A 26269-nucleotide genomic window follows, 5' to 3' on the forward strand; every position below is an offset into this window, starting at 1 on the left:
TACGGCAAGGTAGACGGATGCACTTTGTCGGCCTGGATCTGGCCTGGGGTGAACGCAAGCCGACCGGCATCGCCGCACTCGACGACGACGGACGGCTCGTTCATATCGCTAGTGTCGTGCGTCATTAATTAGTTTACAGTGTGGGATGATGGTGTATGCCGTCATCCGGGTTGGTGATCAGTCCTGAGGATCGTGTGACGTTGGAGTCGTGGACGCGGTCCTCGACGGTGTCTGCCGGCCATGTCGAGCGGGCACGGATCGTGTTGGCGGTGGCCGATGGCGCGGGTACCTCGGGTGCGGCGCGGCAGGTGGGGGTGTCGCGGCCGACGGTGATCAAGTGGCGGGATCGGTTCGCCGCGTTCGGGATTGACGGGCTTGCCGATGAGCCGCGTAGTGGGCGGCCCAAGACTGTCGATGATGCAGCGATCTTGGCGGCCACGTTGGAGCCGCCGCCGGAGTCGTTGGCGGTGACGCACTGGTCGAGTCGGCTGCTCGGTAAACACCTCGGGGTCGGGGATGCGACGGTGGCCCGAGCGTGGCGCCGCTATGGGGTCAAGCCGTGGCGGCGGGAGACGTTCAAGTTCTCCACCGACCCGGAGTTGGAGGCCAAGGTCCGCGATGTCATCGGGCTGTATCTGAAACCGCCGGCCAAGGCGATCGTGTTGTGCGTGGACGAAAAGTCCCAGATTCAGGCGCTCAACCGCACCCAGCCGATCCTGCCGCTGCGCCCGGGGCTGCCGGAGAGGGCGACCCACGACTACCAGCGCAACGGCACGACCACCTTGTTCGCCGCGCTGGAGATCGCGACCGGCAAGGTGACCGACCGCTGTTATGAACGCCACGGCAAGGCTGAGTTCCTGGACTTCCTCAAGGCCGTCGCGCGGGCCTACCCGCGGCGCAGGCTGCATGTGGTCTGCGACAACTACCACACCCACAAACACGCTGACGTCAATGTGTGGCTGGTCAAGAACCCGCGGGTGACACTGCATTTCACCCCGACATCAGGGTCCTGGTTGAACATGGTCGAGGTGTTTTTCTCGATCATCACCCGCCAGGCGATCCGGCGCGGATCCTTCGACAGCGTCAAAGAACTCGTCGCGGCCATCAGCGCCTTCATCGATGGCTGGAACCAACGCTGCCACCCATTCGTATGGACCAAAACCGCAGACGAAATCTTGCCCCACACCCGTAAACCAAATTCAGACGCGACACACTAGCGCGCAAGACGATTCGAGCATCCTCGACGCGGTCGGCCCGTTCGTCGACGGACCCTGCCTGGTCGCCATCGACGCCCCGCTCATCGTCACCAACGAGACGGGCCAGCGCGGCTGCGAGACGGACCTGAACCGCGACTTCGCCGAATTCCAGGCCGGTGCGCACCCCGCGAACAAGAAGAAGCCCGAATTCGCCGGAACCCCGCGCGGCGCGCGGATCGCCGAAGCACTCGGCCTGGACATGGAGCCGCACTCCCGGGCGGCACGGCGGGCCATCGAGGTCTATCCGCATCCGGCCACGGTGGTGCTGTTCCGGCTGGGCCGCACGCTGAAGTACAAACAGAAGCAGGGCCGAAGCCTGCCCCAACTGCGCACCGAACTGCTGCGGCTGATGGACGAGATCGAGCGACTAGCCCACGCCGCGGTGCCGCTGCGGGTCGGCGACCACCCGGACTGGATCGCCATGCGTGCGACCGTCGAGAACGCCCAGCGCAAAAGCGAATTGCGCCGTGCCGAGGATCCGGTCGATGCGGTCGTGTGCGCCTACGTCGGGTTGTACGCCACGCAGCGGCCGGGTTCGGTGACCATCTACGGCGACTTCGCCACCGGCTACATCGTCACGCCGACACTGCCGTCGGATCTGACGCCCACGCCCCCGGAACCCATGCCCGGTGTGGTCGGTGACGCCGTCGCCCGGTACGCCGAGCGTCGGCCTGCTCTGGTCGCCACCACCGAGAACTACCTGGCGCTGGTCACGCGTCTGCTCGACGACGCGGGCATCAACTACCTCAGCGTGACGGCCCGCACCAAGAGCGTCGCGTCGTTCGCAGCCAAGGCCGATCGCAGCAGCGACGGCCAGCGGCTCTACACGGACCCGTCCGCGCAGATCACCGACCAGGTCGGCCTGCGGGTCATCACCTACCTGCGCGAGGACGTCACCGCCGTCGGCACCCTGTTGTCCGAGGAATTCGACGTGTTGACCGACCTCGACATGGGGCAGGTGACGGCTCGCGAGGGCCGCTGGGGATATGCCAGCAGGCACATGCTGATCGCCAATGACGCTGAGACGCAACCGGCCTCGGTCCAGATACGCACCGTCCTGCAACACGCCTGGGCGGAGTTCGAACACGACATCCGGTACAAGGGAACGGTCCCCGAGCAGGACGCCGCGGAACTCGACCGCCGGTTCACCCTGGCCGCGGGTCTGCTCGAATTGGCCGACCGCGAGTTCACCGAGATCCGTGACCGATTGCGCACGTCCATGGCCGAGGTGCGCAGCCCGGACACGGTGGATGCTGGTATCGCGACGCCGGTGCTGGCCACCTACCTGGGGCACCGCTTTCCCGAAGCGGGGTGGTCGCGGACGGAGCATTACGGCTGGATGGCGGCGCTGCTCGTCGACCTGGGCATCCTCACCCTCGACGCCCTCGAGGAGCTGTTGACCAATGTCGACACCGATGCCGTCAACCAGAAGATGGACTACCGCTTCCCGGCGGGTGCGGTGCGACGCTTGGACGACGCACTACTGGCCACGTTCGCCGACCGCTACGTCGGCCTGCCGGGCAACGCACACCGGGTGGCGCTGCTGCAGAACCGGCTCGTGCGGTTACAGGGCCCGCCGATTTGACGCTGAGATCGACGTAATGCTCACGCCCGCAGGCCGGTCCACTCGTCCGACGTCCCGGTCAGCCGGCTGACCTGTTCCAGCAGGCGCCGCACCTTGGCCGGATTCTCGTGGCGTTGCCAGCCGAGTGTGGTCGGCCGCTGACGGCGGTCATGCCAGAAATGCCCGGGCGTGGACTCCGGCCGGGTGGCAACCAGCCACACCGCGGTGTCGGCGCCGTCGGCCACGTCCCGCAGCAGCGGTCGGGTGAGGACCCGAAACCGCGGCAGGTACTGGGCCACGCCGGGGGTGTCCACCCAGCCGGGATGCATGCTCTCCACCCGGATGTCGGTGCCGGCCAGCCGGCGTGCCCACGAGTCGGCCAGCACCACCTGCATCTTCTTGGTCCGCGCGTAGGCCCGCACCCCGTTGTAGCCGCGCCGGTACTCCAGATCGTCGACCACCAGCGGCGAGCCGTACATGCCACCCGAGGACACCCACACCACCGACGCCCCGCCTGCCGCCCGCAGCAGCGGGAGCAGTCGCTCGGTCATCAGATGGGGACCCAGCACGTGCGTGGCCAGCTGCACCTCATGACCTTGCAGGGTGAGGACGCGGTCCTTGGGCATCAGGCCCGCGTTGTGGACCAGGCCGTTGAGCGCAGGGACCCGATTGGCGAAATCGGTTGTCCAGTCCCGCACGGCGTCGAGGTCCGAGACATCGCACACCTCACCCACCACGTGGGCGCCGGCCACCGATTCCCGGATCGCGGCGCACGACGTCTCCACTTTCTCGGGGTTGCGGCCCAGCAGGTGGACGGTCGCACCCAGCGCGGCGAACGAGCGCGCCATCTCCAGGCCGATCCCGGCCGTCGCGCCCGCGATCACCACCCGTTTACCCAGCAGAGCCTGCGGGTCGGCATCGGCGGCCCACCAATGCCTGCGCAGCCCCGAGCCGATTTTGGTGTAGCCCACGACCAGCGCCCGGTCCATCACGCCGTCTAGCAGTTCCGTAGCCGGCCGGGCGAGCCCGGAAAGATCCATGCTTTCGAACGTAATCGCTCAGACCCGGACAGTGCGCTCGTCGATCGGGACCAACACGTCGATCACGTCCATCACGGTGGCCCTGGCCACCTCTCGCGGGCCGTCGCCATCGCTGACCAGAGCCGAGACCACCGAGCCGTCGACGGCGTTGACCAGAGCCGTCACCAGATCGGTCCGCGCATTGCGGCCCGAGCGCGCCATGGCCGACACCACGGCGTCGACCCGCTGCCGGGCCAGCCGGTGCTGGATTTCACGCAGTTCGGCCTGGCGGGCGCAGGCGATGTAGCGCTCATACCGCGAGATCAATTCTTCGCTGCTCGCTTCCCCGTCGGGATCGCCGACCAGCAGGTCGACCAACACGTCGGCAATCGCCTCCGCGCCGCGCCGCCGACGCGGAAGCGCGTCCACCCGGGCCCGCAATTGGGCGGTTTCCACCGCGCAGATGTACTCGACCGCCTTGAGTACGAGGTCGTCCAGCGAGGAGAAATAGTAGGTGGTGGACGCCAGCGGCAAACCTGCGCGACGCGCCACCGAACGATGGCGCACAGCTTCGAATCCGCCTTCGCGAAGCAGCTCGGCGGCAGCGCTGATCAGCGCATATCGTCGCCGCTCGCCCTTGGGCGTCATCGCTGCCGTCACGTTCAGCAATGCTGCCAGCAGCGTCAACGGGACATCGCTCTTTCACCGAATCATTAACCTGGCACCGACGTGGCGCTAGGCTCGATCGCCCACTGCGCGGCGCGATGGCAAGATGGCCCGCATGGCGAACCTGAGCCGTCGCGCAGTTCTGCGACTCGGCGCCGGAGCCGTTGCAGGTGCCGCGGGTGCCTTCGCTGCCGGCCGTGCCCTGGATTCCGCGACTCAGCTCGCGCCGACGGATGTCGCGATGACCGGCGTCGGCGCTCCCTTGGCGCCGCCCGCCCCGCTGGAGCCGCCCGCGGCGGGCGCCCCCGCCCCCACGATGGTCACCGGCTCGTTCGTCTCGGCCGCGCGCGGCGGGGTCGACACCAACTGGGCCATCGCCCGCCCGCCCGGCCAAACCGCGCCGTTGCGGCCCGTCATCGCGTTGCACGGCAAGGGTCAGGACGCGGCGGGTGTGATGGCGGGCGGCGTCGAACAGGGCCTGGCGCAAGCGGTTGCGGCCGGACTGCCGCCGTTCGCGGTGGTTGCGGTCGACGGTGGGGGCAGCTACTGGCATCAGCGGGCCTCGGGTGAGGACTCCGGGAAGATGGTGCTCGACGAGCTGATCCCGATGCTCGGCAGCCAGGGCCTGGACACCTCGCGGGTGGCGTTCCTGGGCTGGTCGATGGGCGGTTACGGGGCCCTGCTGCTGGGCGCGCGCCTCGGACCGGCCCGCACGGCGGCAATCACCGCGGTCAGCCCGGCGCTGTGGCTGTCGTCGGGCGCGGCCGCACCCGGTGCATTCGACGGCCCCAACGACTTTGCCGCCAACACCGTGTTCGGCCTACCTGCGCTGGCGTCGATCCCGATCCGGATCGACTGCGGCAACAGCGACCCGTTCTATTCAGCAACCAAGCAATTCATCGCCCAGCTGCCCACCCCGCCGGCCGGCGGATTCTCGCCCGGCGGCCACGACGGCGGTTACTGGAGTTCGCAGCTGCCCGGCGAGATCGCCTGGATGGCTCCGCTACTCGTGGCCTAAGCCATGTTGAGGTCGCACTGAGAGCGACTTCTGCGCCATTTAGTGGATCTGTGTGCCATCTCGACGGCGATTGTCTCCCATTGTGGAATTGTCTACAGTCGTAGTTACTGTCACCCGTTCGATAAGCCTCTCGACAGCCCCGGCGAGGAGATCATGACCGTCGAAAGCCCCCCGCTCTCCCCGCGGCCGTACCACCCGCTCGATATCTCGGCGCCGGACTTCTGGACGGCCGACTTCGCCACCCGGGATCGGACGTTCGGACAGCTGCGGGCCGCCGACGGGTTGTCCTGGCATCCGCCGGTTTCGTCGGTCTTTCCCCATTCGGAGGCCGGATATTGGGCGGTCACCCGCCACGCCGACGTCAAGTACGTCAGCCAGCACACCGACGTCTTCAGCTCGGCGCTGGGTATGAGCGTCGACCCCCTGCCGGCCGAGATCCAGCAAGCCACGAGCTTCTTTCTGGCCATGGATCCGCCGGAGCACACCCTGTACCGGCGGCTGATCAGCGCGACGTTCACCCCCAAGCAGGTTCGCCGCATCGAGGCCCAGATCCAGGCCAACGCCGCCGATATCGTCGACCGGCTGATCGAGCGGCTGCGCGACGGGGACGAGATCGACTTCGTCACGGAGTGCTCGGCGAAGCTCCCGATGCGCACGGTGTCGGACATGATCGGCATCGCCCCGCAAGACCAGCAGGCGGTGGCCTACGCGGCTGAAAGCCTGTTCAGCGCCACCGATGACGACTACGCCTCGTTCGAAGAACGCGCGACGCATGCGCTGACCCAGATCGGGATACTCACCAGTTCGGGAATCGAGCTGGCTCAGCTGCGCCGCCGCGAGCCGCACGACGACCTGATGACCAACATCGTCAACGCCGAGGTCGACGGCCACCAGCTCACCGACGTCCAGATCGGGTCGTTCATGGTGCTGCTGGCCTCCGCCGGTAACGACACCACCAAGCAGACCACCTCGCATGCGTTCAAGGCGCTGGCCGACAACCCGGACCAAAAGGCTTGGCTGACGGCGGATTTCGACGTCCGGATCGCCCAGGCGGTCGAGGAGTTCATCCGCTGGGCCACCCCCGTGCTGAACTTCGCCCGCCATGCCACCGTCGACACCGAACTGGCCGGCACGCAGATCAAGGCCGGGGAGAAGGTCGCGTTGTTCTACTGCTCGGCCAACCGCGACGACGCGGTGTTCGACCGGCCGGGTGAGTTCGACATCACCCGATCACCGAACCCACACTTCGGTTTCGGTGGCGGCGGGCCGCACTTCTGCCTCGGCGCGAACCTCGCCAGGACCGAGCTGCGGCAGCTGTTCCACCAGCTCCTCACCCGGCTACCCGAGGTGCAGGTCGGCGAGCCGGAGTACTTGCACAGCAATGTGATTCACGGGGTGAAGCGGTTGCCTGTCAAGCTAGTGTGATACGCCCCTCGGCGGCGGCAAGCGCGATGTCGCTGCGGAAGTGGCTGCCCGGCAAGCGGATCGAGGACACGATCCGGTAGGCCTCCTCGCGGGCGGCAACCAGATCGGCCCCGGTGCCGACGATCGAGAGCACCCGACCGCCGGACGACACGACCGCGCCGTCGTCGCGCCGGGCGGTGCCGGCATGCAGGACGCCGGGCGCCTCCGACCCGGTGATCACGTCTCCGACCCGAGGGCGGCCGGGGTAGTTCTCGGCGGCCACCACGACGGTGACGGCGTATCCGTCGCGCCACTCGAGCGGGCCGGCGTCGGCCAGCGTCCCGGTCGCGGTGGAATACAACAGCTGCCCCAGCGGGGATTCCAGCAGCGCCAGCACCGCTTGGGTCTCGGGATCGCCGAAGCGACAATTGAATTCAATGACGGCGGGCCCGTTCGAGGTGATTGCCAGCCCCGCATACAGCAGCCCCGAGAACGGGCAGCCGCGGCGAACCAGTTCGGCGGCAACGGGTTCGACGACACCGCTGACGATCGCCGACAGCACGTCGGCCGGCAGCCACGGCAGCGGCGAATACGCGCCCATCCCACCGGTATTGGGCCCGGCGTCGAAGTCGGCGACCCGCTTGAAGTCCTGGGCGGGCAGCAGCGGAACCACCGTCGCGCCGTCGACCAGACAGAACAGCGACACCTCGGGTCCGTCGAGGAAGGACTCCAGCAGCACCGGGTGCCCCGAGTCGAGCAGCGATGCGGCGTGTGCACGGGCCATGTCGCGATCGTCGGTGACCACCACGCCCTTGCCCGCGGCCAGCCCGTCGTCCTTGACCACCCAGGCGGGCTGGCCTGCGGCTGGACCGAAGCGATCCAACGCGGCATCGAGGTGGGCCGGGTTGTCGACGGTCTCGCTGCCTGCGGTACGGACACCGGCGGCCGCCATCACGTCTTTGGCGAACGCCTTGGAACCCTCGATCCGGGCGGCGTCCTTCGACGGGCCGAAGCAGGCGATCCCCGCGGCTCGCACCGCGTCGGCGACACCGAGAACCAGCGGCACCTCGGGGCCGATGATCACCAGGTCCACCTCGAGCTTGCGGGCCAGCGCGGTGACGGCTTCGGCGGAGGTGACGTCCACCTCGTGCTGTTCGGCCACCGCCGACGTGCCGGCGTTGCCGGGCGCGACGGCAAGGAAGTCAATGTGCGGATCTCTGCGCAGGCCCAACAACAGGGCGTGTTCGCGGGCACCGGATCCGATCACGAGGACGCGCACAGGTTCACACCCTATCGCTCTACTCCGCTACCAGGTGTCGACGAATCGCCTCGGTGGCGGGAGTTCACCGCGCGCCGCGGCGGCGGCCAGGGTCGCCACGATCAGGCCGCGGGTCTCCGCCGGGTCGATGACGTCGTCGATCTCGAAGATCTGGGCCGAGTTGAGCGCTCTGGCGTTCTCCTCCATCGCCGCGGTGGCTTCGGCGACCCGCTGTTCGCGCTCGGCGTCGTCGGAGATGGCCTCCAGCTCCTTGCGCATCCCCAGGCGTACCGCACCCTCCAGACCCATCGGCCCGAGGTGCGCACCGGACCAGGCCACGGTCAGCAGCGGCTCGTGCAGGCTGCCGCCGGTCATCGCCTGCGCGCCCAGCCCGTAGCCGCGGCGCAGCACGACCGCCACCAACGGCACCCGTAGTGCCGCGCCGGCGACCAGCATCCGCGACGCCCGCCGCACCAGCGCCTCGGCCTCGGCGGCCGGGCCGACCATGTACCCCGGACAGTCGATCAGCGAGACGACCGGCAGGCCGAAGGTGTCGCACAGTTGCAGGAAGCGCGCCGCCTTGTCGGCCGCCGCGGCGGTGATCGCCCCGGCCATCACCATCGTGTTGTTGGCGATGACACCGACGGGGCGCCCGTCGATGCGGGCCAGCGCGGTGACCATCTCGGCGGCGAACTTCTCCCGCAGGAACGTCACGCAGCCTTGGTCGGCGATGGTCTCGATGACCGGCTTGATCGGATAGGCACGCCGGGCGAGCTCGGGAATGACTGTGCGCAACGCATTTTGGTCGGCGACGGCGCCGGGCTCGGTGACGCCCTGGAAGTAACCGAGGAGCCGCTTGGCGACGGCGACCGCTTCGGCCTCGTCGGCGACGACGACGTCGACGACACCGTTGGGCGCCTGCACCGAGATCGGGCCGACGGCGTCGGGTTCGACGTCGCCCAGCCTGCCGCCGGCGATCATCGCCGGTCCGCCCATGCCGATCGAGGTGTCGGCGGTGGCCACGATGAGGTCCGAGCAGCCGGCGATCACCGCGTTGCCCGCGAAGCAGCGGCCCTTGACGATCGCGATGCGCGGTACCACCCCTGACAGCGCCGCCCACAGTTTGAAGGCCCGGGTCTCCAGCGAGGAAACCGTGGGAACGTCGGTGTCGCCGGGCCGGCCGCCACCGCCCTCGGCGAAGAAGATCGTGGGCAGCCGCATCCGCTCGATGAGCTCGAAGAGCCGGTCCTTCTTGCGATGCCCGACGTAGCCCTGGGTACCGGCCAGGACCGTGTAGTCGTAGGACAACACGGCGCACGGCTTGCCGTTGACCTGCGCGGTGCCGGCGATCAGCCCGTCGGCGGGGGTGCGGGCGATCAGGTCGTCGAGGTCGCGGCGACGGCGCTGCGCGGCGATTGCGAAGCGCCCGTACTCGACGAACGAATCGGCGTCCACCAGTTCGGCGATGTTCTCGCGGGCGGTCCGGCCGCCGGCGGCGTGCCTGCGTTCGACCGCGTCGGGGCGGGCCGCGTCTTCGGTCAGCGCGCGCCGGCGCAACAACTCGGTGAGGTCGGGACGATCCGTCATCGATCGAACCTAGCGGGCATACACCAAGCGTTGAGGTGTATGGTCGTTGCACAGGTGCGCTAGATCACAACTACAGCGAGGTAGACCATGACCACCGCCAACGTGTGTCCGTTCGGAGCTGAACCCCATTCCCGGGTCGCTTCGCTCCTGCCCTCCGGCTTCGACTTCACCGACCCCGACCTCATCCAGGAGGGCATGCCCGTCGCCGAGTTCGCGCAGTTGCGCCAGACCGCGCCGGTCTGGTGGAACGAGCAGCCGCTCGGCAGCACGGTCTTCGACGACGGCGGGTACTGGGTGATCACCAAGCACCGCGACATCCGGGATATCTCCCGCGACGGCGACCTGTGGTCGACGAACCGGAAGGGCGTCGTCATGCGCTTCGCCGACGACATGACCGCAGACCAGGTGGAGATCACCAAAGCCCTGCTGATCAATCACGACGCACCCGAGCACACCCGGCTGCGCAAGCTGGTCTCGCGGCTGTTCACCCCGCGCGCGGTGGCCAAGCTGGAGGAGAAGCTGGCCGACGCCGCACGCGACATCGTGGCCGCGGCCGCGGCGAAAGACACCGGAGACTTCGTCGACGACATCGCGATGCAGCTTCCGCTGCTGGCGATCGCCGATCTGCTCGGCGTTCCGGAAGACGATCGCCAGAAGCTCTTCCACTGGACCAACAGCATCATGAACACCGACGACCCGGACTTCAACGACGTCGATCCGATCGAGGCCAACGCCGAGCTGATGGGCTACGCGTACTCGATGGCCGAGCAGCGCAGGCAGTGCCCGGCCGACGACATCGTCACCCGCCTGGTGCAGGCTGATTTGGAAGACGGAGGCGGGGAGCCCTTGAGCGAGGTGGAGTTCGCGTTCTTCGTGATCCTGCTTGCGGTGGCCGGCAACGAGACCACCCGCAACGCGATGACCCACGGCATGAACGCGTTCTTCGAAAACCCGGACCAGTGGGAGCTTTTCAAGCGCGAACGCCCGGAGACGACGGCCGACGAGATCGTTCGGTGGGCCACTCCGGTGCACTGTTTCCAGCGCACCGCCACTGCCGACGTTGAACTCGGCGGCGTCACGATCCGCAAGGGCCAGCGGGCCGGCCTGTTCTACAGCTCGGCCAACTACGACGAGGAAGTCTTCGACAACCCGTTCGGATTCAACATCTTGCGCGACCCGAACCCCCACCTCGGTTTCGGTGGCAACGGCGCGCACTTCTGCATCGGCGCCAACCTCGCGCGCATGGAGATCAAGCTGATCTTCAACGAGATCGCCAACCAGATCCCGGACATCAGCAAGCTGGGCGAACCGAAGCGGCTGCGGTCGGGCTGGCTCAACGGCGTCAAGGAATTGCCGGTCACCTACCGGTAGCGCGATAGCATCCGGGTCATGGGCTACCCGGGCTATCCGAACTCCGCGGTGGGCGGCTGACATGCGGACACACGGATGGTCAGGGTCAGCGCCGGCCACCGACGAGGAAGCCGTCGCCAGAATCCTGGCGGCGGCCAACAAGGCCATCGACTCACACGGTGCCGACCTCAGCATCGCCGACGTCGCGCGCACCCTAGGTGTCACCCGCCAGACCGTCTATCGCTATTTCCCCAGCACCGACGCGCTGTTGCAGGCCTCGGCGATGGCGGCCGCGACCGGGTTCCTCGACCGGCTGGCCGGTCACCTGGCCGGCATCACCGACCCGGCCGACGCGGTGACCGAGGGCATCGCCGCAGCGGTGGAATGGTTGCCCCACGACAAGCACATGGGTCTGCTTCTCGGACCCGAACGCTCGAGCACGTTCAGCGCCGAGGTCACTTCCGATGTCGCGCTGGCGTTCGCGGGTTCGATGCTGCGCCGCTTTGACGTCGATTGGGGCGCAGCGGGTTTCAGCGACAGTGATCTCGACGAACTCGGCGAACACCTGCTGCGGATCATCCAGTCGTTCGTGCTCGATCCGGGCCGGCCGCCGCGACACGGTGACCACCTTCGCCAGTACCTGCGCCGCTGGGTCGGCGCGGCATTGCTCGCGCCGGCTAGGGAGCCGGTGCGCTCTCCTGCACCAGGGAGTTGACCGGCGCGGAGGTCGCGGCGTGGCCTACCATCTCGCTCGGATCATGTGCAGGCCACACCACAGCGGCGAAGATCGCACACACCGACACCACCGGCGGGCAGAGCACCGTCACGGTCGTGTCGATGACACCGGCCCACTTGGATGCCTGACGAACGACCCTGCCGCGCTTGGTCGGCGGCTCCGTCCACAGGCTCAACATGGTCGGGGCCGTCCATGACTGGTCGTACATCGTCATAGAAGTCATAGAAGTCACGGCCACTCCCATCCCTCATCGAGGCCCGCGGCGCTCGATTTCACTTCGGTAACACTGGTGCACAGATGTCACATTTGTGACACGGCGCGATAACCGTTTGCGATCTGCGCGTTTCCTTACCGTTGTCTTACCGACCTCTTTGTTATGCGATTGCCCCGCCGCATTCGGCGATGCGACGGCGCAGAAACGCCTTGCCCGGTTCAGATCCGTTCACATCGATCGCGTCCCGATACCAGCGCACCGCCTCCGCAGGCCGGCCCGCTCGGCGCAACAAGTCGGCCCGCACCGTGGGCACCAGGGCGGATCGTGCGAGTCGCGGATCGTGCGCCACCTGCTCCAAAGCCGCCAAGCCGGCATCCGGGCCGTCGCGCAGACCGATCGCGAGCGCCCGGTTCGCCCGCACCACCGGCGAGTCCGTCTGACGCAGCAGCTGGTCGTACGCTCGGCAGATGGTCCGCCAGTCGGTCTGCTCCCAACTCGGTGCGGTCGCGTGCGCGGCGGCAATGACCGCCTGTGGAAGGTACGGTCCGCTTGCTCCCTGCGCACGGCGTAGCCCGTCGATGCCCCGGGAGATCCGGCCGCGGTCCCACCGGGACCGGTCCTGCTCGTCGAGCGGCACCAACGCACCGTTAGCGTCGACCCGCGTCGACCGTCGCGAATCGTGCAGCAGGACAAGGGCATACAACGCGCATGCATCTGGTTCGGCGGGCATCAGCAGGCAGAGTTCGCCGGCCAGCCGGACACCTTCGTCGCACAGCTCGTCCCGGATCGCAGACGCTCCGGCCGTCGACCAGTACCCCTCGGTGAACACCGAATAGATGCACGACAGCACGTGCGGGGTGCGTTCGGCCAACAGCTCGGACGGGGGCACTCGTAGCGGGATGTTGGCGTGCCGAATCTTGCTCTTGGCGCGGGTGATGCGTTGTCCGACAGCAGTTTCGGTGAGCAGAAGCGCGCGAGCGATCTCCGGCACGGTCAGACCCGATATCAGCCGCAGCGTCAGCGCGAGTTGTGACAACCTTTCGAGGGCGGGATGCGCGCAGGTGAAGATCATCCGAAGCTCGTCGTCGCGCACACCGTGCACCACGCGGTCATCGGCGCGCCCATCACCCTGCACGGCCAGCAATTCCTTTCCCGGGCGCACGGATTCGCGACGCAGGCGATCCCTGGCCCGATTACGGCCGACGGTGACCAGCCACGCGCCGGGATTGTCCGGCAACCCGTCGCGTGGCCAGCTCCGCAGTGCCTGTGCGCAGGCTTCCTGGACGGCGTCCTCGGCGATGTCCAGATCACCCGACCATCGCGCAAGCGCGGCCACCGCGGGACCCCACTCCCGCCGGAAGACACCGTCCAGCGGACCCATCTACAGCCCAGACACTCCCGCAAGCCGACGCAGCTCGACGACCGACGCCGGGATCATCGACGCCACCTTGGTCGCCTCGTCACGGTCGGCGGCCGACAGCACATAGAACCCGTTGGCGACTTCGGCGCCCTCCGCGTACGGACCGTCGGTCAACACCACCCCGCCGTCCCGCACACGCACCGTCGTCGCCGTCGCCGGCGGATGCAGCGGCGCCCCGCCGAGGATGTGCGATCCCGCCGCAGCCCCGAACTCGGCGTGCTCGGCCAGCCCTTGATCCCATTCGGGCGTGCCCGGCACATTGACCGCATCGGCGGGCTCGAGAAGCAGTGCCAGCCAATCGGAATCGGTCGTCGGCCGTCCCACCGCGTTCCAGTGCACCACCGGCCACACCTCGATCGCGCCATACTGAGCCGCCGGTATCTGCCGGGCCAGCTGCAGTGCGTCGTCGAGGTTGTCGGCCTCGAACACGTAGTAGCCGCCGGCCACCTCGGCGCCTTCGGCGTACGGACCGTCAGTGATGACCGGCGCATCCGGACCGCCGGTGATCCGGACCGCCTCGGCGGCCGGGCCCAGCGCGTCACCCTCACGGATGGCGGCCTGTTCGCGGGCGTGGAACTCGGCGTAGGCCTGCATCTCCCGGCCTGCTTCCTCGGCGGTCAGATCGCGTTCCGGGACCTGAAGCAGTGCGAAGTAGTACATGGCGATGTCCTTCCAAAGTAGGGCGTGAAACCCTGCTGGTTTCACTCTCCATCCCTACGACGAATGGCGCGCGGGGAATCCGACATCCGAATCGAACTATTCTGGACCGATGGAATCGGGGGGCCCACGCCTGTACCGTCCGGGACCCCCGCTGTCGCAGCACATCAACTACCTCGGCTACTGGTGCCACGACGGCGCCGTAGGACATCGCAGCACCGCCCTGCCCCGGGGCGCGCTCACGCTCGTCATCGAACTCGGCAACCGCGACCAGGTGGATTTCGCCGCCGTAGGCGCGCCTGCCGGGCGGGTCCCGGCGGCGTTCATCGCCGGCGCGGGCACCACGTCCTACGTCACCCAGATCGACCCGGGGCACACCGTGATGACGGTGCACTTCCGTCCGGCCGGGGCGCAACCGTTCCTCGGGATCCCGCTGGGTGAGTTACAGGACCGGTGCGTCGGCATCGAGTATCTCTGGGGCGCACCGGCACGGACATTGCGCGCGCGGCTCACGGAAACACTTTCGGCCGCCGCGCGATTCATGATCCTGGAACAATTCCTCGTGGACAAGATGGATGTGCGAGACGCACGGCTCGGCACCCTACTCCGCTATCTCGAGACCGATCCGTCGATCGGTGTTGCCGAGCTCTGCGCGATGACATCGCTGTCGGCGAAGCGGCTATCCGCACTATTTCGCCACGAGGTAGGACTCGGCCCGAAGACCTATCTGCGGGTGCGCCGGTTGCAGGCAGCATTGCGTCGCCTGGATGCCGGGACGCAACGGGGTGCGGAGATCGCCGCCGACCTCGGTTACTGCGACCAAGCCCACTTCGTCCGCGACTTCCGCGGCTTCACCGCGATCACCCCGAGCCAGTACCCGAGTCGCCGGTCGAGCCTGCCCAGCCATCTGGACCTGGCCACGCAGGGCGCAAAAGTACAAGACCCGCCGACATCACGGCTGACACCATCGAAAGATGGAAACCAGACCTGATGCGGTAGCCGGCACCGGACTGCTGGTGGCCGCGATCCGCGCTCGCGAATCGGTGCGCGACGATCGGCTTTTCTGCGATCCGTTCGCCGACAAGCTGGCCGGTGAGGCCGGCCACCGGATCCTTGATGCTGCGGTCGCCAACTCCGGCGAACGGACCACCCTGCAGATCGTGGTGCGCACCCGATTCTGGGACGACGCCCTGCTCGAGGCAGCCTCGTCGTGCCGGCAGATCGTTGTGGTGGCAGCGGGCATGGACGCCAGGGCTTACCGGCTGAGGTGGCCGGCGGGAACCACAGTCTTCGAACTGGACCAGCCGTCGGTGATGACCGCGAAGGATGCGCTACTCGCGGACGACGTCCCGCAGTGCGCGCGCGTGCCGATTGGGGTCGACCTCGCCGACGACTGGCCGACGGCACTGTGCTCGACGGGTTTCGACGCCACCACCCCGACGGCGTGGCTGATCGAAGGCCTGCTGCAGTACCTCGATGAACACGCCGTACATCGGCTCTTCGCGCGCATCGACGCTGTGTCGGCTCCCGGATCAGTGCTCTGCTACGACGTCGTGGGCAAGTCGCTGCTTAACGCTCCGTCCATGGCTGGGCTGCTGAAGTCCATGGCGGACAACGGAGCTCCGTGGTTGTTCGGCACCGACGACCCCGCGCAGTTGGTACCCGGGTGGTCGGCGACGGTGACCGATGTCGCCGAACCCGGCAATCGCTGGGGCCGCTGGTACGCACCGGTCACGCCGGCCGGCGAGCCAGACGTGCCACGTGGATATTTTGTCGTCGCATCCAAGCCGGGCTGATTGCCGAGGCGTCCACGAATTCTCAGGCCGCGCCTGCTTCACCGGACGGCGGGTCACTGTCATTGCCCAGTAGTCGTTCCGGGTGGTGGTAGTCGTTGACACCGCCCCGCAGCATGGGGAGGTCGGGTGGCGGGATCCATTCGGTGCTGCCGTCGCAAAGTTGCCGGGTGGTCCAGCCGCCGGTTTCGACGAGTTGGTTATCCGGTGGGCAGGCCAAGGTGAGGTCGTCGACGTCGGTGGTGCCGCCGTTCTTCCAGTCTTGCGCGGCGTGGTGCACTCCGCTGTGATAGCCGGACGCGTCACAGCCAGGCCGGGTGCAGCCGAGGTACTTGGAGTGCAACATGATTCGCTGATCGGCCGACGCAATTCGTTTGGTGCGGCCCAGCCACAGCGCGCGGCCAGCCACGCCGTCGAAGAGGGCCAGGTAGTGGTAGGCGTGCGCGCTCATTCGGATCAGGTCGGGGATCGGCAGCAGCGTTCCACCCGCGGTAACCGCGTGGCCCACCTGCGCGTGGAGGTCCTGCACGGTGGCCGTCACGATCACCGTGACGGGTAAGCCGTTGTGCTGACCGAATTTCGGATCACCAAGCTGTCCGCGCACCAACGCCTTGAGCGCGTCATGCTGACGCTGGGCATAACTGCGGGCATCCCGTTCGGCGACCTCATCGCTGGGGGTCGTCGTCGGACTTTCCTCGGCCGGGTTGCACATCCCGGGCGCGGCGAACTTCGCCATCCAGGCATCGAACTCGGATCGTAGCTCCGGGTCGGCGACCAGCCGCCCCACACTCATCCCATCGACACCTTGCCCACCGCACCACACGAATCCCCGCTTGCGAGCCCGGTCCTCATCTGAAAACGTCCCGTCGGGATTGAGGTGCAGCGCCAACCGGTGGGCGACCTTCTCCAACTGATCGGGTCGCAGCACCCGCGCCTTGTGCGCCAGCGAGCGTTCAGCTTTCTCCCGCTCGATGGGCGGCACATGCTCGGGTAGCTCGCGGAAGAACTTCTGGATCACCCGCAGGTGCTCGCTATCCAACTCACCGGCATGCCAGGCCTTCGACGTTTCCGGCAAGACCGCAGCCAACGGTTCCCCGGTCAACGCCCGCCGCGGCGCCACCTGCTCGGCATCCCGGATCCGCCGTCTCGCCTCGCGCGGGCTGATCCGCAACACATCGGCCAATGTGATCGGCACCGGCGGGCAGCCCTCGAACTGCTCCAGCCGGGTGACCACCGCGTGCGCCAGCGCCACCTGACGACGGCGCGCAGTTTCCAAACGCTCCAACACCACAAACCGCTGCGGCGGATCCAACACATCGAGATCGACTGCGGCCAGAGCCTCGACAGCGTCGTCGAGAGCCTCCAACACCCCATCGATCAAAACCATGCTTCGAACAATAGTTCGACCCACCGACAAAAATCGGAGACGAGCAGCTCGGGATCGACGTGATCCAGGCTTACGGCAACTGCCCGAAGTACATCCACCCGTCCGCCCAGAACGCGGCAGAGCCGCTCCGGTCCGACCGCACGGGGGTCGTCCCGGGCACCACGCTGCGTCTCGAGGATCGCGAACTCATCGAATGGTCGGCGGCGTTCTTCCTGGGTACTACCCATCCCACCGCGGGCAACGATGCATCACACCGCGGCGGACTCGCCGGCTTCGTGCGCGCGGACCGGACGCCGGGTGATCTTCACCGCCCAACGCGTCATCAGCACGCTCCGCTAGTCCTCGAGCGTCGTGCCGCTGTGCATCTTGAGCGCATCGTTGACGTTCGCCTTCTTATCCTCGCCCCGACCGGCCTCGGCGGCCTTCTTGCGCTTGGACACGACTTTGGTGACGACCCCGTCCAGCTTCGACCCCAGCGGGAACCCCAGGTAGTGCGTCAAGAAGATCGCCATCTCCTTGAGTTCCTCGGGAGTGAGCTCTTCGTTGTGCAGGGCTGCGTTGGCCTGGATCTCGGCCAGGTCGGAAATGCCGAGCGCGGTGACGACGGTCAGCGTCATGATCCGCTTGTCGCGCATGGATAGTCCCGGCCGCGACCAGATGGTGCCGAAGAGGTGGTCGGCGGTGAGCGCGAAGTAGTCGCCCGGCGAGTCCGGCATCTCCCAGCCGTAGACCTCGTTCATCTTGTCCAGGCCCTTGCGGCGCAGTTCGTCCATCGTCACTCCTTCGTGTTGGGTACGCCGAGGCCGGCGGCCAGGTCCCGTAGCGCGATCTCGGCCAACGGCAGTTCGACGCCGTTGGCCTCACCGAGACCCAGCGCCAACTTCAGATCCTTCTCGGCCAGGCCGCGGGTGTGGATGAACATGTTGTAGACGAAGTGGTCCGGCTGCAGCGGCTTGGTGTCGTCGCGGACCATGATCGCTCCGGGTCCGCCGCTCTGGGCGTCGCTGTGCCGTACCACCCGGCCCAGTTTCTGCAAGTCGATTCCCGCCGCCTCGGCCAGCCGCGACGCCTCGCAGGCGGCGGCAAAACCGATGAAGGTCAACATGTTACGAGCCAGCTTCATCCGGGTTCCGGCTCCCGGCTCACCGGCGCGAACCACCATCGACGCCCACTGCTTGAACACCGGCTTGACCAGTTCGTACGCCTCGTCGTCGGCGCCCACCATCACGGCCAGTTCACCCTTGTCGGCGGCACCCGCTCCCCCGCTGACCGGAGCGTCGACGACGTGAATGCCTTTGGGGCGCAGCTGCTCGGCGAGCTCGGCGGCGGTGTCCGGCTCGATCGTGGAGTGGATCGCGATCACGGTGCCCGGCTTGGCGTGCGCGGCGAGTTCGCCGACGACCTCGCGGACCTGCTCGTCGTTGAGCACGGTCACTTCGATTACGTCGGCTTTCGCGACATCGGCGACAGAATCCGCCAGCGTGGCACCCAGTTCGGCCAGCGGTGTCATGGCCTCGGTCCGCACATCGAAGACGATCAGTCCACCGGGCCACCCGGCCAGCCGCTTGGCCATCGGCAAGCCTTGATTGCCCAACCCGATGTAGCCGACCTTGAAGTCACTCATGAGCGGAAAATCTGTCCACCGTCGACGTTGAATATTTGGCCGGTGATCCACTTCGCCTGATCGGACAGCAGGAATAGGCACATCCCCACCAGGTCGTCGACTTCACCCATGCGCGACAACGGAATTCCCTTGACGATGTCGGCGACCATCTCCTGCGGCGTGGTGGTGCGGTTGGCCTCGGTGTTGATCGGGCCCGGCGCGATCGCGTTGATCCGGATGTTCTGGCCGCCGAGTTCGGTGGCCAACTGCTGGGTGAGGCTGTTGACCCCGGCCTTGGCCAGTCCGTAGAAGTTCGAGTACAGCCATGCCGCGGTGGACGACTGGTTGATGATCGCACCCCCGCCGCGCTTGGCCATCTTCTTGTACACCGCCCGGGTGCAGACCAGCGCGCCGTCGAGGTTCACGCTCATGAACTTCTTGTAGTAGTCCCAGTCGACGGTGATCAGGAAGTCCAGCTTCATCCCGCCGAAGATCGCGGCGTTGTTGACCAGATAGTCGATGCCGCCGAATTCGGCGAGAGTCTGATCGGCCATCGCCTTGGCCGACACCGGATCACTGACGTCAACCGGCAGCGCCAGTGCTGTGCCGCCCTCACCCAAGATCGCGTCGGCGACCTTTTGCGCGCCTTCGGTGTTGATGTCGGCGACCACCACGGCGGCGCCTTCCCTGGCGAGCGCCTCGGCATACGCCTGGCCGATACCGCCGCCTGCGCCGGTGACGATGGCCACCTTGTCGTCGAACTGTCCCATCTGAGTTCCTCTCTAGTCTGTGGTGCGGTCAGACCGCTGTGGCAATGACTTTGAGCTCGAGGTATTCCTCGAACCCCGCCAGACCCATTTCCCTGCCGACCCCGGATTGCTTGTAGCCGCCGAAGGGTACGTCCGCGGAGTACCACACGCCGCCGTTGACGTTCACGGTGCCGACCCGCAGCCGATCCGCGACGCCTTGGGCGCGCTCCGGATCACTGCTGAACACGCTGCCCGACAGGCCGTACGGCGAATCGTTGGCGATGTCGACCGCGTCGTCGTCACCGTCGTGGGCGATCACCGTCAGCACCGGTCCGAAGATCTCTTCCCGCGCCACCCGGGCGGAATTGTCCAGGCCCGCAATGACAGTCGGTGAGATGAAGTAGCCGGTGTCGCGGTCGGCCGGGCGGCCCCCGCCGCACGCGAACCGCCCGCCTTCGGTGATTGCGAGGTCGAGGTAGGACTGCACCCGGTCGCGTTGACGCTCGGAGATGACCGGCCCGCAGATGGTTCCGGGGTTGGTCGGGTCCCCCGCCTTGATGCCACCCATCGTCGCCGCGGCCGCCTCGACCGCTTCGTCGTAGCGGGCTCGTGGTACCACCAGACGAGTGGTGATCGCGCAGCCCTGTCCGGCGTGCATCGACGCGGTGAACGCCGCCATCGAGCACGCGCCGGCCAGGTCGGCGTCGTCGAGCACCAGGAATGCGGACTTCCCGCCGAGCTCCAGGAAGACCTTCTTGATGGTCGCGGCGCCGGCGGCCATCACCGCCCGGCCGGTGTTCGTCGACCCGGTGAACGACACCATGTCGACGCGCGGGTCGCTGGACAGCATGGCCCCGACCGCGTGGTCGTTGGAGGTCACGATGTTGACCACACCCGGCGGGATATCGGTGTGCTCGGCGATCAGCTCACCGAGAACCGCTGCACACCACGGGGTATCAGGGGCGGGCTTGAGCACGATGGTGTTGCCCGCCGCCAGCGCCGGGCCGAGCTTGGCGAGGTTGATCTGGTGCGGGAAGTTCCACGGCGTGATCGCACCGACCACGCCGACCGCTTCGCGGACGATGGTCCGCTGGGTCTTGATTCCCATCGGCGCCGCGATACCCAGATCGTGGCGCCACGAGTAGCTCTCGGCGGTGTCGGCAGAGAACGACAGGTCTTCGACCGGCCCCTCGAGTTGGGCGGCAGCGGTCAGCATGCGCGGGGCACCCACCTCCGCCATCGTCATCTCACGCAGTTCCTCGACGTGCTCCTTCATCGCGTCGCGAAGCTGGCGGATGCCGCGTACCCGGAGTTCGGTATTGGTGGACCAGTCGGTGGTGTCGAACGCACGGCGCGCGGCGTCGATGGCCCGGCTCATGTCCTCGGCATTGCCATCGGCCGCGGTACCCAGGATCTCTTCGGTTGCCGGGTTGATCGTCGGGTATCGGCCATTGCCGCCCGCCACCAGCTCCCCGTCGATGAAGAGATCGCTGTTCCTATCCGCCGCAATCGCCATCCCGATTCCCGTCTGCTTCGTTGGACACGTGTCCGAGATTTCGTCTTTCGCACCATAGCGGCACACGCGGGCGCGGTGCAAGGGTATGTCCGGCGCCCATGCTAGGAAGGCGATGAACAGGCAATTCACTGCATCCTCTTGCCTTGTCAGACCCGGTTCCGATAACTTGGACATGTGTCCAGCGATGCCGCCATGGCTGTCAGCCCCAACGGGGATGATGCGCCGCGTAATCGCCGCCAGGAAGAGACTTTCCGCAAGGTGTTGCGGGCCGGGCTGGAGATGCTGCGGGAGTCGTCCTACGCCGACCTCACCGTCCGTGCCGTCGCCGCACGCGCGAAGGTCGCGCCGGCGACCGCTTACACGTACTTCTCGTCGAAGAACCATCTGATCGCCGAGGTGTACCTCGACCGGGTTCTCGAGGTGCCCTACTTCACCGACGTCAACGACCCGCGCCTGCACCGCGTTCAGCAGTCGCTGCGCAGCCTTGCCCTGGTGATCGCCGACGAGCCGGAATTCGCCGCCGCCTGCACCACAGCCGTGCTGAGCAACGATGCCGGGGTGGTCCGGGTCCGCGACCGGATCGGCGCCGAGATCCACAAGCGCATCAAGTCGGCGTTGGGGCCGGACGCCGATCCGAAGATCGTGTCCGCACTGGAAATGACGTACTTCGGCGCGCTCGTGCACGCCGGCAGCGGATCCATGAGCTACCGCGAGGTCGCCGACCGGATGGAATACGTCGTGAGTCTTATCTTGGGAGAGAACAAATGAGCGTGCAGAGTCCGGATATCGTGCTGGACCCGTACAACTACGACTTCCACGAAGATCCCTACCCGTATTACAAGCGGCTGCGCGATGAGGCTCCGCTGTACTACAACGAGGAACTCAAGTTCTGGGCGCTGTCCCGGCATTCCGACGTCATCCAGGGATTCCGCAACAGCACCACGCTGTCCAACAAGTACGGTGTCTCGCTGGACCCGGCCTCGCGCGGACCGCATGCCTCCAAGACCATGTCTTTCCTGGCGATGGACGACCCGGCTCACCTGCGGCTGCGGACCCTGGTCTCGAAAGGGTTCACGCCCAGGCGGATTCGCGAGCTCGAGCCGCGGGTCACCGAGATCGCCACCAAGCATCTCGACGCCATGATGGAGAAGGCCGCCGCCGGGGGGACGGTGGACTACGTCGACGAGTTCGCGGGCAAGCTGCCGATGGATGTCATCTCCGAACTGATGGGGGTGCCGCAGGCCGACCGCGTTCAGGTGCGGGCGTGGGCCGACGGTGTGATGCACCGCGAGGAAGGTGTCACCGACGTGCCGCCGGAGGCGGTCGAGGCGTCGCTGAACCTGATCGTCTACTACCAGGCGATGGTCGAAGAGCGCAGGAAGAACCCGAGCGATGACCTGACGTCAGCCCTGCTGGACGCCGAGATCGACGGTGATCGCCTCACTGACGACGAAGTGCTGGGCTTCATGTTCCTGATGGTGATCGCGGGCAACGAGACCACCACCAAACTGCTTGCCAATGCGGCATTTTGGGGTCACAAGAACCCCGACCAGCTGGCAGAGGTCTACACCGACCTGTCTCGCGTGCCGCTCTGGGTCGAGGAGACGCTGCGCTATGACACGTCCAGCCAGATCCTGGCCCGCACCGTGGCTGGTGAGCTGACGCTCTACGACACGGTCATCCCCGACGGTGACGTGGTCCTGCTGCTCCCGGGATCGGCCCACCGCGACGAGCGCGCCTTCGAGAATCCCGACGACTACCTCATCGGCCGCGACATCGGCGCCAAGCTGCAGAGTTTCGGCAGCGGTGCGCACTTCTGCCTCGGTGCGCATCTGGCCCGGATGGAAGCACGGGTTGCGTTGGAAGAGTTGTTCAAACGCATCCGCGGCTATGAGGTCGACGAAGCGAATTCGGTGCGGGTCCACTCCAGCAACGTCCGCGGTTTCGCCCATCTGCCCATCACAGTGCAGGCTCGCTAGAAGCACGCCCGAAAGGTTCCCCAATGCCCCGTTTCGACCCCCTTCCCGACCGCAGGCCCGCGCTGGTCGCCGGCGCGTCGTCCGGTATCGGTGAAGCTACCGCGATCAAGCTCGCCGCCAACGGCTTTCCCGTCGCTCTGGGTGCCCGTCGGGTGGACAAGTTGCAGGAGATCGTGGACAAGATCCGTGCCGACGGTGGCGAGGCCATCGCAGTGCACTTAGACGTCACCGACCCCGACTCGGTAAAGGCCGCCGTGGAGCAGACCACCGCCGAACTCGGCGAGATCGAGGTATTGGTGGCCGGTGCGGGTGACACATACTTCGGCAAGCTCGACTCGATCAGCATCGACGAGTTCGAGTCCCAGGTCCAGATCCATCTGGTCGGCGCCTACCGAGTCGCCTCCGCAGTCCTGCCGGGCATGCTCGAACGGCAGCGTGGTGACCTGATCTTCGTGGGATCTGATGTGTCGCTGCGGCCACGGCCCCACATGGGCGCCTACGGTGCGGCCAAGGCCGCCCTGGTTTCGATGGTGACCAACTACCAGATGGAACTGGAAGGCACCGGGGTGCGCGCCTCGATCGTCCATCCCGGCCCGACCAAGACCTCGATGGGCTGGAGCCTGCCGGCCGAACTCATCGGACCTGCACTGGAGGACTGGGCCAAGTGGGGACAGGCTCGACACGACTACTTCATGCGCGCCGCCGACCTCGCCCGCGCCATCACGTTCGTCGCGGAGACCCCCCGCGGCAGCTTCATCGCCAATATGGAGCTCCAGCCCGAAGCGCCGTTGGCCGACAACAAAGACCGCCAGAAGCTCGCCCTCGGTGAAGAAGGGATGCCATCGTGACCATAACCAAAGAGGTACAACGTGTTTCGGGTGGCGAAGAAGAGCACGGCCACCTCGAGGAGTTCCGTACCGACCCGATCGGGCTGATGCAGCGCATCCGCGAGGAGTGTGGTGACCTCGGCTGGTTCCAGCTCGCCGACAAGCAGGTCATCCTGCTGACCGGCTCCGAGGCCAACGAGTTCTTCTTCCGCTCCCCCGACGCCGACCTCAACCAAGCCGAGGCCTACCCGTTCATGACGCCGATCTTTGGCGAGGGCGTGGTGTTCGACGCGGACCCGGAGCGTCGGGCCGAGATGCTGCACAACACCGCGCTGCGCGGTGAGCAGATGAAGGGCCACGCGGCGACCATCGAGAACGAAGTGCGCCGGATGATCGAAAACTGGGGCGACGAAGGCGAAATCGATCTGCTGGAGTTCTTCGCCGAGCTCACCATCTACACGTCGACCGCATGCCTGATCGGACTGAAGTTCCGCAACCAGCTCGACTCGCGATTCGCGAACTACTACCACCTGCTCGAGCGCGGCACCGACCCGCTCTGCTACGTCGACCCCTACCTTCCGATCGAGAGCTTCCGGATCCGCGACGAAGCCAGGGCCAGCCTGGTGGAGCTGGTGCAGGAGGTCATGACCGGCCGAATCGCCAACCCGCCCACCGACAAGAGCGATCGCGACCTGCTCGATGTCCTGGTGTCCATCAAGGACGAAGAGGGCAATCCGCGCTTCTCGGCCAACGAGGTCACCGGCATGTTCATCTCACTGATGTTCGCCGGTCACCACACCAGCTCGGGCACCTCGTCGTGGACGCTGATCGAGCTGCTGCGCAACCCCGACTATTACGCCAAGGTGCAGCAGGAGCTCGACGACCTCTACGCCGACGGCCAGGAGGTGAGTTTCCATGCGCTGCGCCAGATCCCGAACATCGACAACGCGCTGAAGGAGACGCTGCGACTGCACCCGCCGCTGATCATCCTGATGCGGGTGGCCCAGGACGAGTTCGAGGTGCAGGGATATCCGATCCACAAGGGACAGATGGTGGCCGCCTCACCAGCGATCTCCAACCGCATTCCCGAGGACTTCCCCAACCCGGATGCCTTCGACCCGGATCGCTACGAGAAGCCCCGGCAGGAAGACATCGTCAACCGCTGGACCTGGATTCCCTTCGGCGCCGGGCGACACCGGTGCGTCGGTGCGGCGTTCGCACAGATGCAGATCAAGGCGATCTTCTCGGTTCTGTTGCGGGAGTACGAGTTCGAGATGGCACAGCCGCCGGAGAGCTATCAGAACGACCACTCCAAGATGGTGGTGCAGCTGGCCCGGCCGGCGAAGGTCCGCTACCGCAAGCGCGTGAAGGCGTAGTCCGATGGGCTGCTACCGCATCGAACTCGACGAGGACCTATGCCAGGGGCACGCCATGTGCGAACTGGAGGCGCCCGACGTCTTTCGGGTTCCCAAACGCGGTGCCGTCGAGATTCTCGACAGCGAACCCCCCGACGAGATGCGCGACGACGTTGAGCGCGCCGTAGAGATGTGTCCCACCCGAGCTCTATCCATCGTAGAAAAATAGAAGGCGGATCAATGACTTCATCATCCAAACGAGAAGCACTCGACGACTGGGTCCAGCGCTGGCTGCAGGCCAACAAGGACTCCGAAGCGGCCGGTGACTGGAAGAATCTGGCGGAGTTCTACACCGACGACGCGACCTACGGCTGGAACATCGGGCCCAAGGAAGACGTGATGTGTGTCGGCAAGGACGAAATCCGCGACGTCGCCCTGGGCATGGAGATGGAAGGCCTGGAGAACTGGGTCTACGAGTACCAGAAGGTCCTCGTCGACGAGAAGCAGAACGAGATCGTCGGGTTCTGGAAGCAGATCGCCAACAAGTCCGACGGCACCCGCGACGAGATCTACGGCATCGGCGGCAGCTGGTTCCGGCTGAACGACGACCTGTTGATCGAATGGCAGCGCGACTTCTTCGACTTCGGCCACGTGCAGAAGGCCTTCGTCAAGCTGATCTCGTCGGGCGACCTGACCCCCACCATGCAGAAGCGCATCGAGCGCAGCGTCGCCGGTGAGAAGCTGCCCGGTTACTACCCCCTAGGTGAGGCGCCGGTGCCGATCTGGTGAATACTCGACAGGCGTCAAGTAATCGGCCCCCGGCAGTGACGTGGAAAGTGACGGAGGTCATAATGGTCAGTAGGACAGGAACACGTTCTAATTCTTGCCTAGATTGACCATCCGGCACGGCC

At 66.7% G+C, this 26269-nt stretch carries 26 protein-coding genes and 1 pseudogene; 15 read left to right on the plus strand and 12 right to left on the minus strand.

Features of this window, described 5'->3' with window-relative positions; translation table 11 throughout:
* Window positions 1–17: 17 nt before the first annotated feature.
* From Y900_RS33705 to relZ, 3 genes and pseudogenes are all read left to right on the plus strand, one after another.
* Window positions 18–113 (plus strand): annotated as a pseudogene (locus Y900_RS33705) (DUF429 domain-containing protein); the annotation flags it as partial.
* 42 nt (window positions 114–155) lie between these two features.
* Window positions 156–1217: an IS630 family transposase gene (locus Y900_RS09590; RefSeq protein ID WP_036346308.1), complete on the plus strand. Its 1062-nt coding sequence runs from the start codon at window positions 156–158 to the stop codon at window positions 1215–1217.
* Window positions 1120–2841 carry a bifunctional ribonuclease/(p)ppGpp synthase gene (relZ, locus tag Y900_RS09595; protein ID WP_081845049.1) on the plus strand — a complete coding sequence of 574 codons (1722 nt, stop codon included), beginning with the start codon at window positions 1120–1122 and terminating at the stop codon, window positions 2839–2841. The genes Y900_RS09590 and relZ overlap by 98 nt, the downstream gene beginning before the upstream one ends.
* 20 nt (window positions 2842–2861) lie before the next feature.
* On the opposite strand, the gene Y900_RS09600 is transcribed toward relZ, so the two are convergent.
* Together Y900_RS09600 and Y900_RS09605 are read right to left on the minus strand one after the other, a co-directional pair.
* Window positions 2862–3860: an SDR family NAD(P)-dependent oxidoreductase gene (locus Y900_RS09600; RefSeq protein ID WP_051659983.1), complete on the minus strand. Its 999-nt coding sequence runs from the start codon at window positions 3858–3860 to the stop codon at window positions 2862–2864.
* Between the two features lie 18 nt (window positions 3861–3878).
* Window positions 3879–4508: a TetR/AcrR family transcriptional regulator gene (locus Y900_RS09605; protein ID WP_036346315.1), complete on the minus strand. Its 630-nt coding sequence runs from the start codon at window positions 4506–4508 to the stop codon at window positions 3879–3881.
* 103 nt (window positions 4509–4611) lie between these two features.
* On the opposite strand from Y900_RS09605, the gene Y900_RS09610 reads away from it, so the two are divergent.
* Both Y900_RS09610 and Y900_RS09615 read left to right on the plus strand, forming a co-directional pair.
* The gene (locus Y900_RS09610) at window positions 4612–5523 is read left to right on the plus strand and encodes an alpha/beta hydrolase (protein ID WP_036341649.1); all 912 of its coding nucleotides are present in this window, start codon (window positions 4612–4614) and stop codon (window positions 5521–5523) included.
* Between the two features lie 153 nt (window positions 5524–5676).
* Entirely contained in the window at window positions 5677–6948 is a 1272-nt protein-coding gene (locus tag Y900_RS09615) for a cytochrome P450 (RefSeq protein ID WP_036341650.1), read from the plus strand.
* Here Y900_RS09615 and purD read toward each other — a convergent pair.
* Both purD and Y900_RS09625 read right to left on the minus strand, forming a co-directional pair.
* Complete coding sequence (gene purD, locus Y900_RS09620) at window positions 6935–8206, minus strand: phosphoribosylamine--glycine ligase (RefSeq protein WP_036341651.1); 1272 nt, start codon at window positions 8204–8206, stop codon at window positions 6935–6937. The genes Y900_RS09615 and purD overlap by 14 nt on opposite strands.
* Window positions 8207–8233: 27 nt before the next feature.
* A complete protein-coding gene (locus tag Y900_RS09625) occupies window positions 8234–9772 on the minus strand; it encodes an acyl-CoA carboxylase subunit beta (RefSeq protein WP_036341652.1) in 1539 nt (512 codons plus the stop codon).
* An 87-nt stretch (window positions 9773–9859) separates the two neighbouring features.
* Here Y900_RS09625 and Y900_RS09630 point away from each other — a divergent pair, with 87 nt between their 5' ends.
* Both Y900_RS09630 and Y900_RS09635 read left to right on the plus strand, forming a co-directional pair.
* Window positions 9860–11143: a cytochrome P450 gene (locus Y900_RS09630; RefSeq protein WP_036341653.1), complete on the plus strand. Its 1284-nt coding sequence runs from the start codon at window positions 9860–9862 to the stop codon at window positions 11141–11143.
* Between the two features lie 61 nt (window positions 11144–11204).
* Window positions 11205–11837: a TetR/AcrR family transcriptional regulator gene (locus Y900_RS09635; RefSeq protein WP_036341654.1), complete on the plus strand. Its 633-nt coding sequence runs from the start codon at window positions 11205–11207 to the stop codon at window positions 11835–11837.
* Here the strand turns inward: Y900_RS09635 and Y900_RS09640 are convergent.
* The 3 genes from Y900_RS09640 to Y900_RS09650 form a co-directional block, all read right to left on the minus strand.
* Window positions 11800–12072 (minus strand): hypothetical protein, encoded by a 273-nt coding sequence (locus Y900_RS09640; protein WP_036341655.1) that lies wholly within the window; start codon window positions 12070–12072, stop codon window positions 11800–11802. The genes Y900_RS09635 and Y900_RS09640 overlap by 38 nt on opposite strands.
* Window positions 12073–12232: 160 nt before the next feature.
* Window positions 12233–13453, minus strand: coding sequence for an RNA polymerase sigma factor (locus tag Y900_RS09645; protein WP_036341656.1), 1221 nt, complete (start codon window positions 13451–13453; stop codon window positions 12233–12235).
* Entirely contained in the window at window positions 13454–14152 is a 699-nt protein-coding gene (locus Y900_RS09650) for a YciI family protein (RefSeq protein ID WP_036341657.1), read from the minus strand.
* 109 nt (window positions 14153–14261) lie between these two features.
* Here Y900_RS09650 and Y900_RS09655 point away from each other — a divergent pair, with 109 nt between their 5' ends.
* Both Y900_RS09655 and Y900_RS09660 read left to right on the plus strand, forming a co-directional pair.
* On the plus strand, window positions 14262–15140 hold the full coding sequence (locus Y900_RS09655) for a helix-turn-helix domain-containing protein (RefSeq protein ID WP_051659984.1): 879 nt from the start codon (window positions 14262–14264) through the stop codon (window positions 15138–15140).
* On the plus strand, window positions 15124–15945 hold the full coding sequence (locus Y900_RS09660; protein WP_036341658.1) for an SAM-dependent methyltransferase: 822 nt from the start codon (window positions 15124–15126) through the stop codon (window positions 15943–15945). Before Y900_RS09655 ends, Y900_RS09660 begins: the two co-directional genes overlap by 17 nt.
* Window positions 15946–15967: 22 nt before the next feature.
* On the opposite strand, the gene Y900_RS09665 is transcribed toward Y900_RS09660, so the two are convergent.
* The 5 genes from Y900_RS09665 to Y900_RS09685 all read right to left on the minus strand — a co-directional run bounded on the left by Y900_RS09665 (window position 15968) and on the right by Y900_RS09685 (window position 21197).
* Window positions 15968–17329: an HNH endonuclease signature motif containing protein gene (locus Y900_RS09665; protein WP_036341659.1), complete on the minus strand. Its 1362-nt coding sequence runs from the start codon at window positions 17327–17329 to the stop codon at window positions 15968–15970.
* 335 nt (window positions 17330–17664) lie between these two features.
* On the minus strand, window positions 17665–18102 hold the full coding sequence (locus Y900_RS09670) for a carboxymuconolactone decarboxylase family protein (protein WP_036341660.1): 438 nt from the start codon (window positions 18100–18102) through the stop codon (window positions 17665–17667).
* A gap of 2 nt (window positions 18103–18104) precedes the next feature.
* A complete protein-coding gene (locus tag Y900_RS09675; RefSeq protein ID WP_036341661.1) occupies window positions 18105–18953 on the minus strand; it encodes an NAD(P)-dependent oxidoreductase in 849 nt (282 codons plus the stop codon).
* Window positions 18950–19702, minus strand: a complete 753-nt coding sequence (locus Y900_RS09680; RefSeq protein WP_036341662.1) for an SDR family oxidoreductase — start codon at window positions 19700–19702, stop codon at window positions 18950–18952. Before Y900_RS09680 ends, Y900_RS09675 begins: the two co-directional genes overlap by 4 nt.
* A 28-nt stretch (window positions 19703–19730) precedes the next feature.
* Window positions 19731–21197, minus strand: coding sequence for an aldehyde dehydrogenase (locus tag Y900_RS09685; RefSeq protein WP_036341663.1), 1467 nt, complete (start codon window positions 21195–21197; stop codon window positions 19731–19733).
* A gap of 174 nt (window positions 21198–21371) precedes the next feature.
* On the opposite strand from Y900_RS09685, the gene Y900_RS09690 reads away from it, so the two are divergent.
* Genes Y900_RS09690 through Y900_RS09715 form a run of 6 tightly spaced genes read left to right on the plus strand, consistent with a single transcriptional unit; the run spans window position 21372 to window position 26147 of the window.
* Entirely contained in the window at window positions 21372–21965 is a 594-nt protein-coding gene (locus Y900_RS09690; RefSeq protein WP_036341664.1) for a TetR family transcriptional regulator, read from the plus strand.
* Window positions 21962–23176 carry a cytochrome P450 gene (locus tag Y900_RS09695; protein WP_036341665.1) on the plus strand — a complete coding sequence of 405 codons (1215 nt, stop codon included), beginning with the start codon at window positions 21962–21964 and terminating at the stop codon, window positions 23174–23176. The genes Y900_RS09690 and Y900_RS09695 overlap by 4 nt, the downstream gene beginning before the upstream one ends.
* A 23-nt stretch (window positions 23177–23199) precedes the next feature.
* Window positions 23200–24024: an SDR family oxidoreductase gene (locus Y900_RS09700; RefSeq protein WP_036341666.1), complete on the plus strand. Its 825-nt coding sequence runs from the start codon at window positions 23200–23202 to the stop codon at window positions 24022–24024.
* Window positions 24021–25379, plus strand: a complete 1359-nt coding sequence (locus Y900_RS09705) for a lanosterol 14-alpha demethylase (RefSeq protein ID WP_036341667.1) — start codon at window positions 24021–24023, stop codon at window positions 25377–25379. Before Y900_RS09700 ends, Y900_RS09705 begins: the two co-directional genes overlap by 4 nt.
* Before the next feature lie 4 nt (window positions 25380–25383).
* The gene (locus Y900_RS09710; RefSeq protein ID WP_036341668.1) at window positions 25384–25587 is read left to right on the plus strand and encodes a ferredoxin Fdx; all 204 of its coding nucleotides are present in this window, start codon (window positions 25384–25386) and stop codon (window positions 25585–25587) included.
* Window positions 25588–25598: 11 nt separating this feature from the next.
* A complete protein-coding gene (locus Y900_RS09715; RefSeq protein WP_036341669.1) occupies window positions 25599–26147 on the plus strand; it encodes a nuclear transport factor 2 family protein in 549 nt (182 codons plus the stop codon).
* Window positions 26148–26269 lie beyond the last annotated feature (122 nt).

Source organism: Mycolicibacterium aromaticivorans JS19b1 = JCM 16368, from assembly GCF_000559085.1.
Lineage (GTDB): Bacteria > Actinomycetota > Actinomycetes > Mycobacteriales > Mycobacteriaceae > Mycobacterium > Mycobacterium aromaticivorans.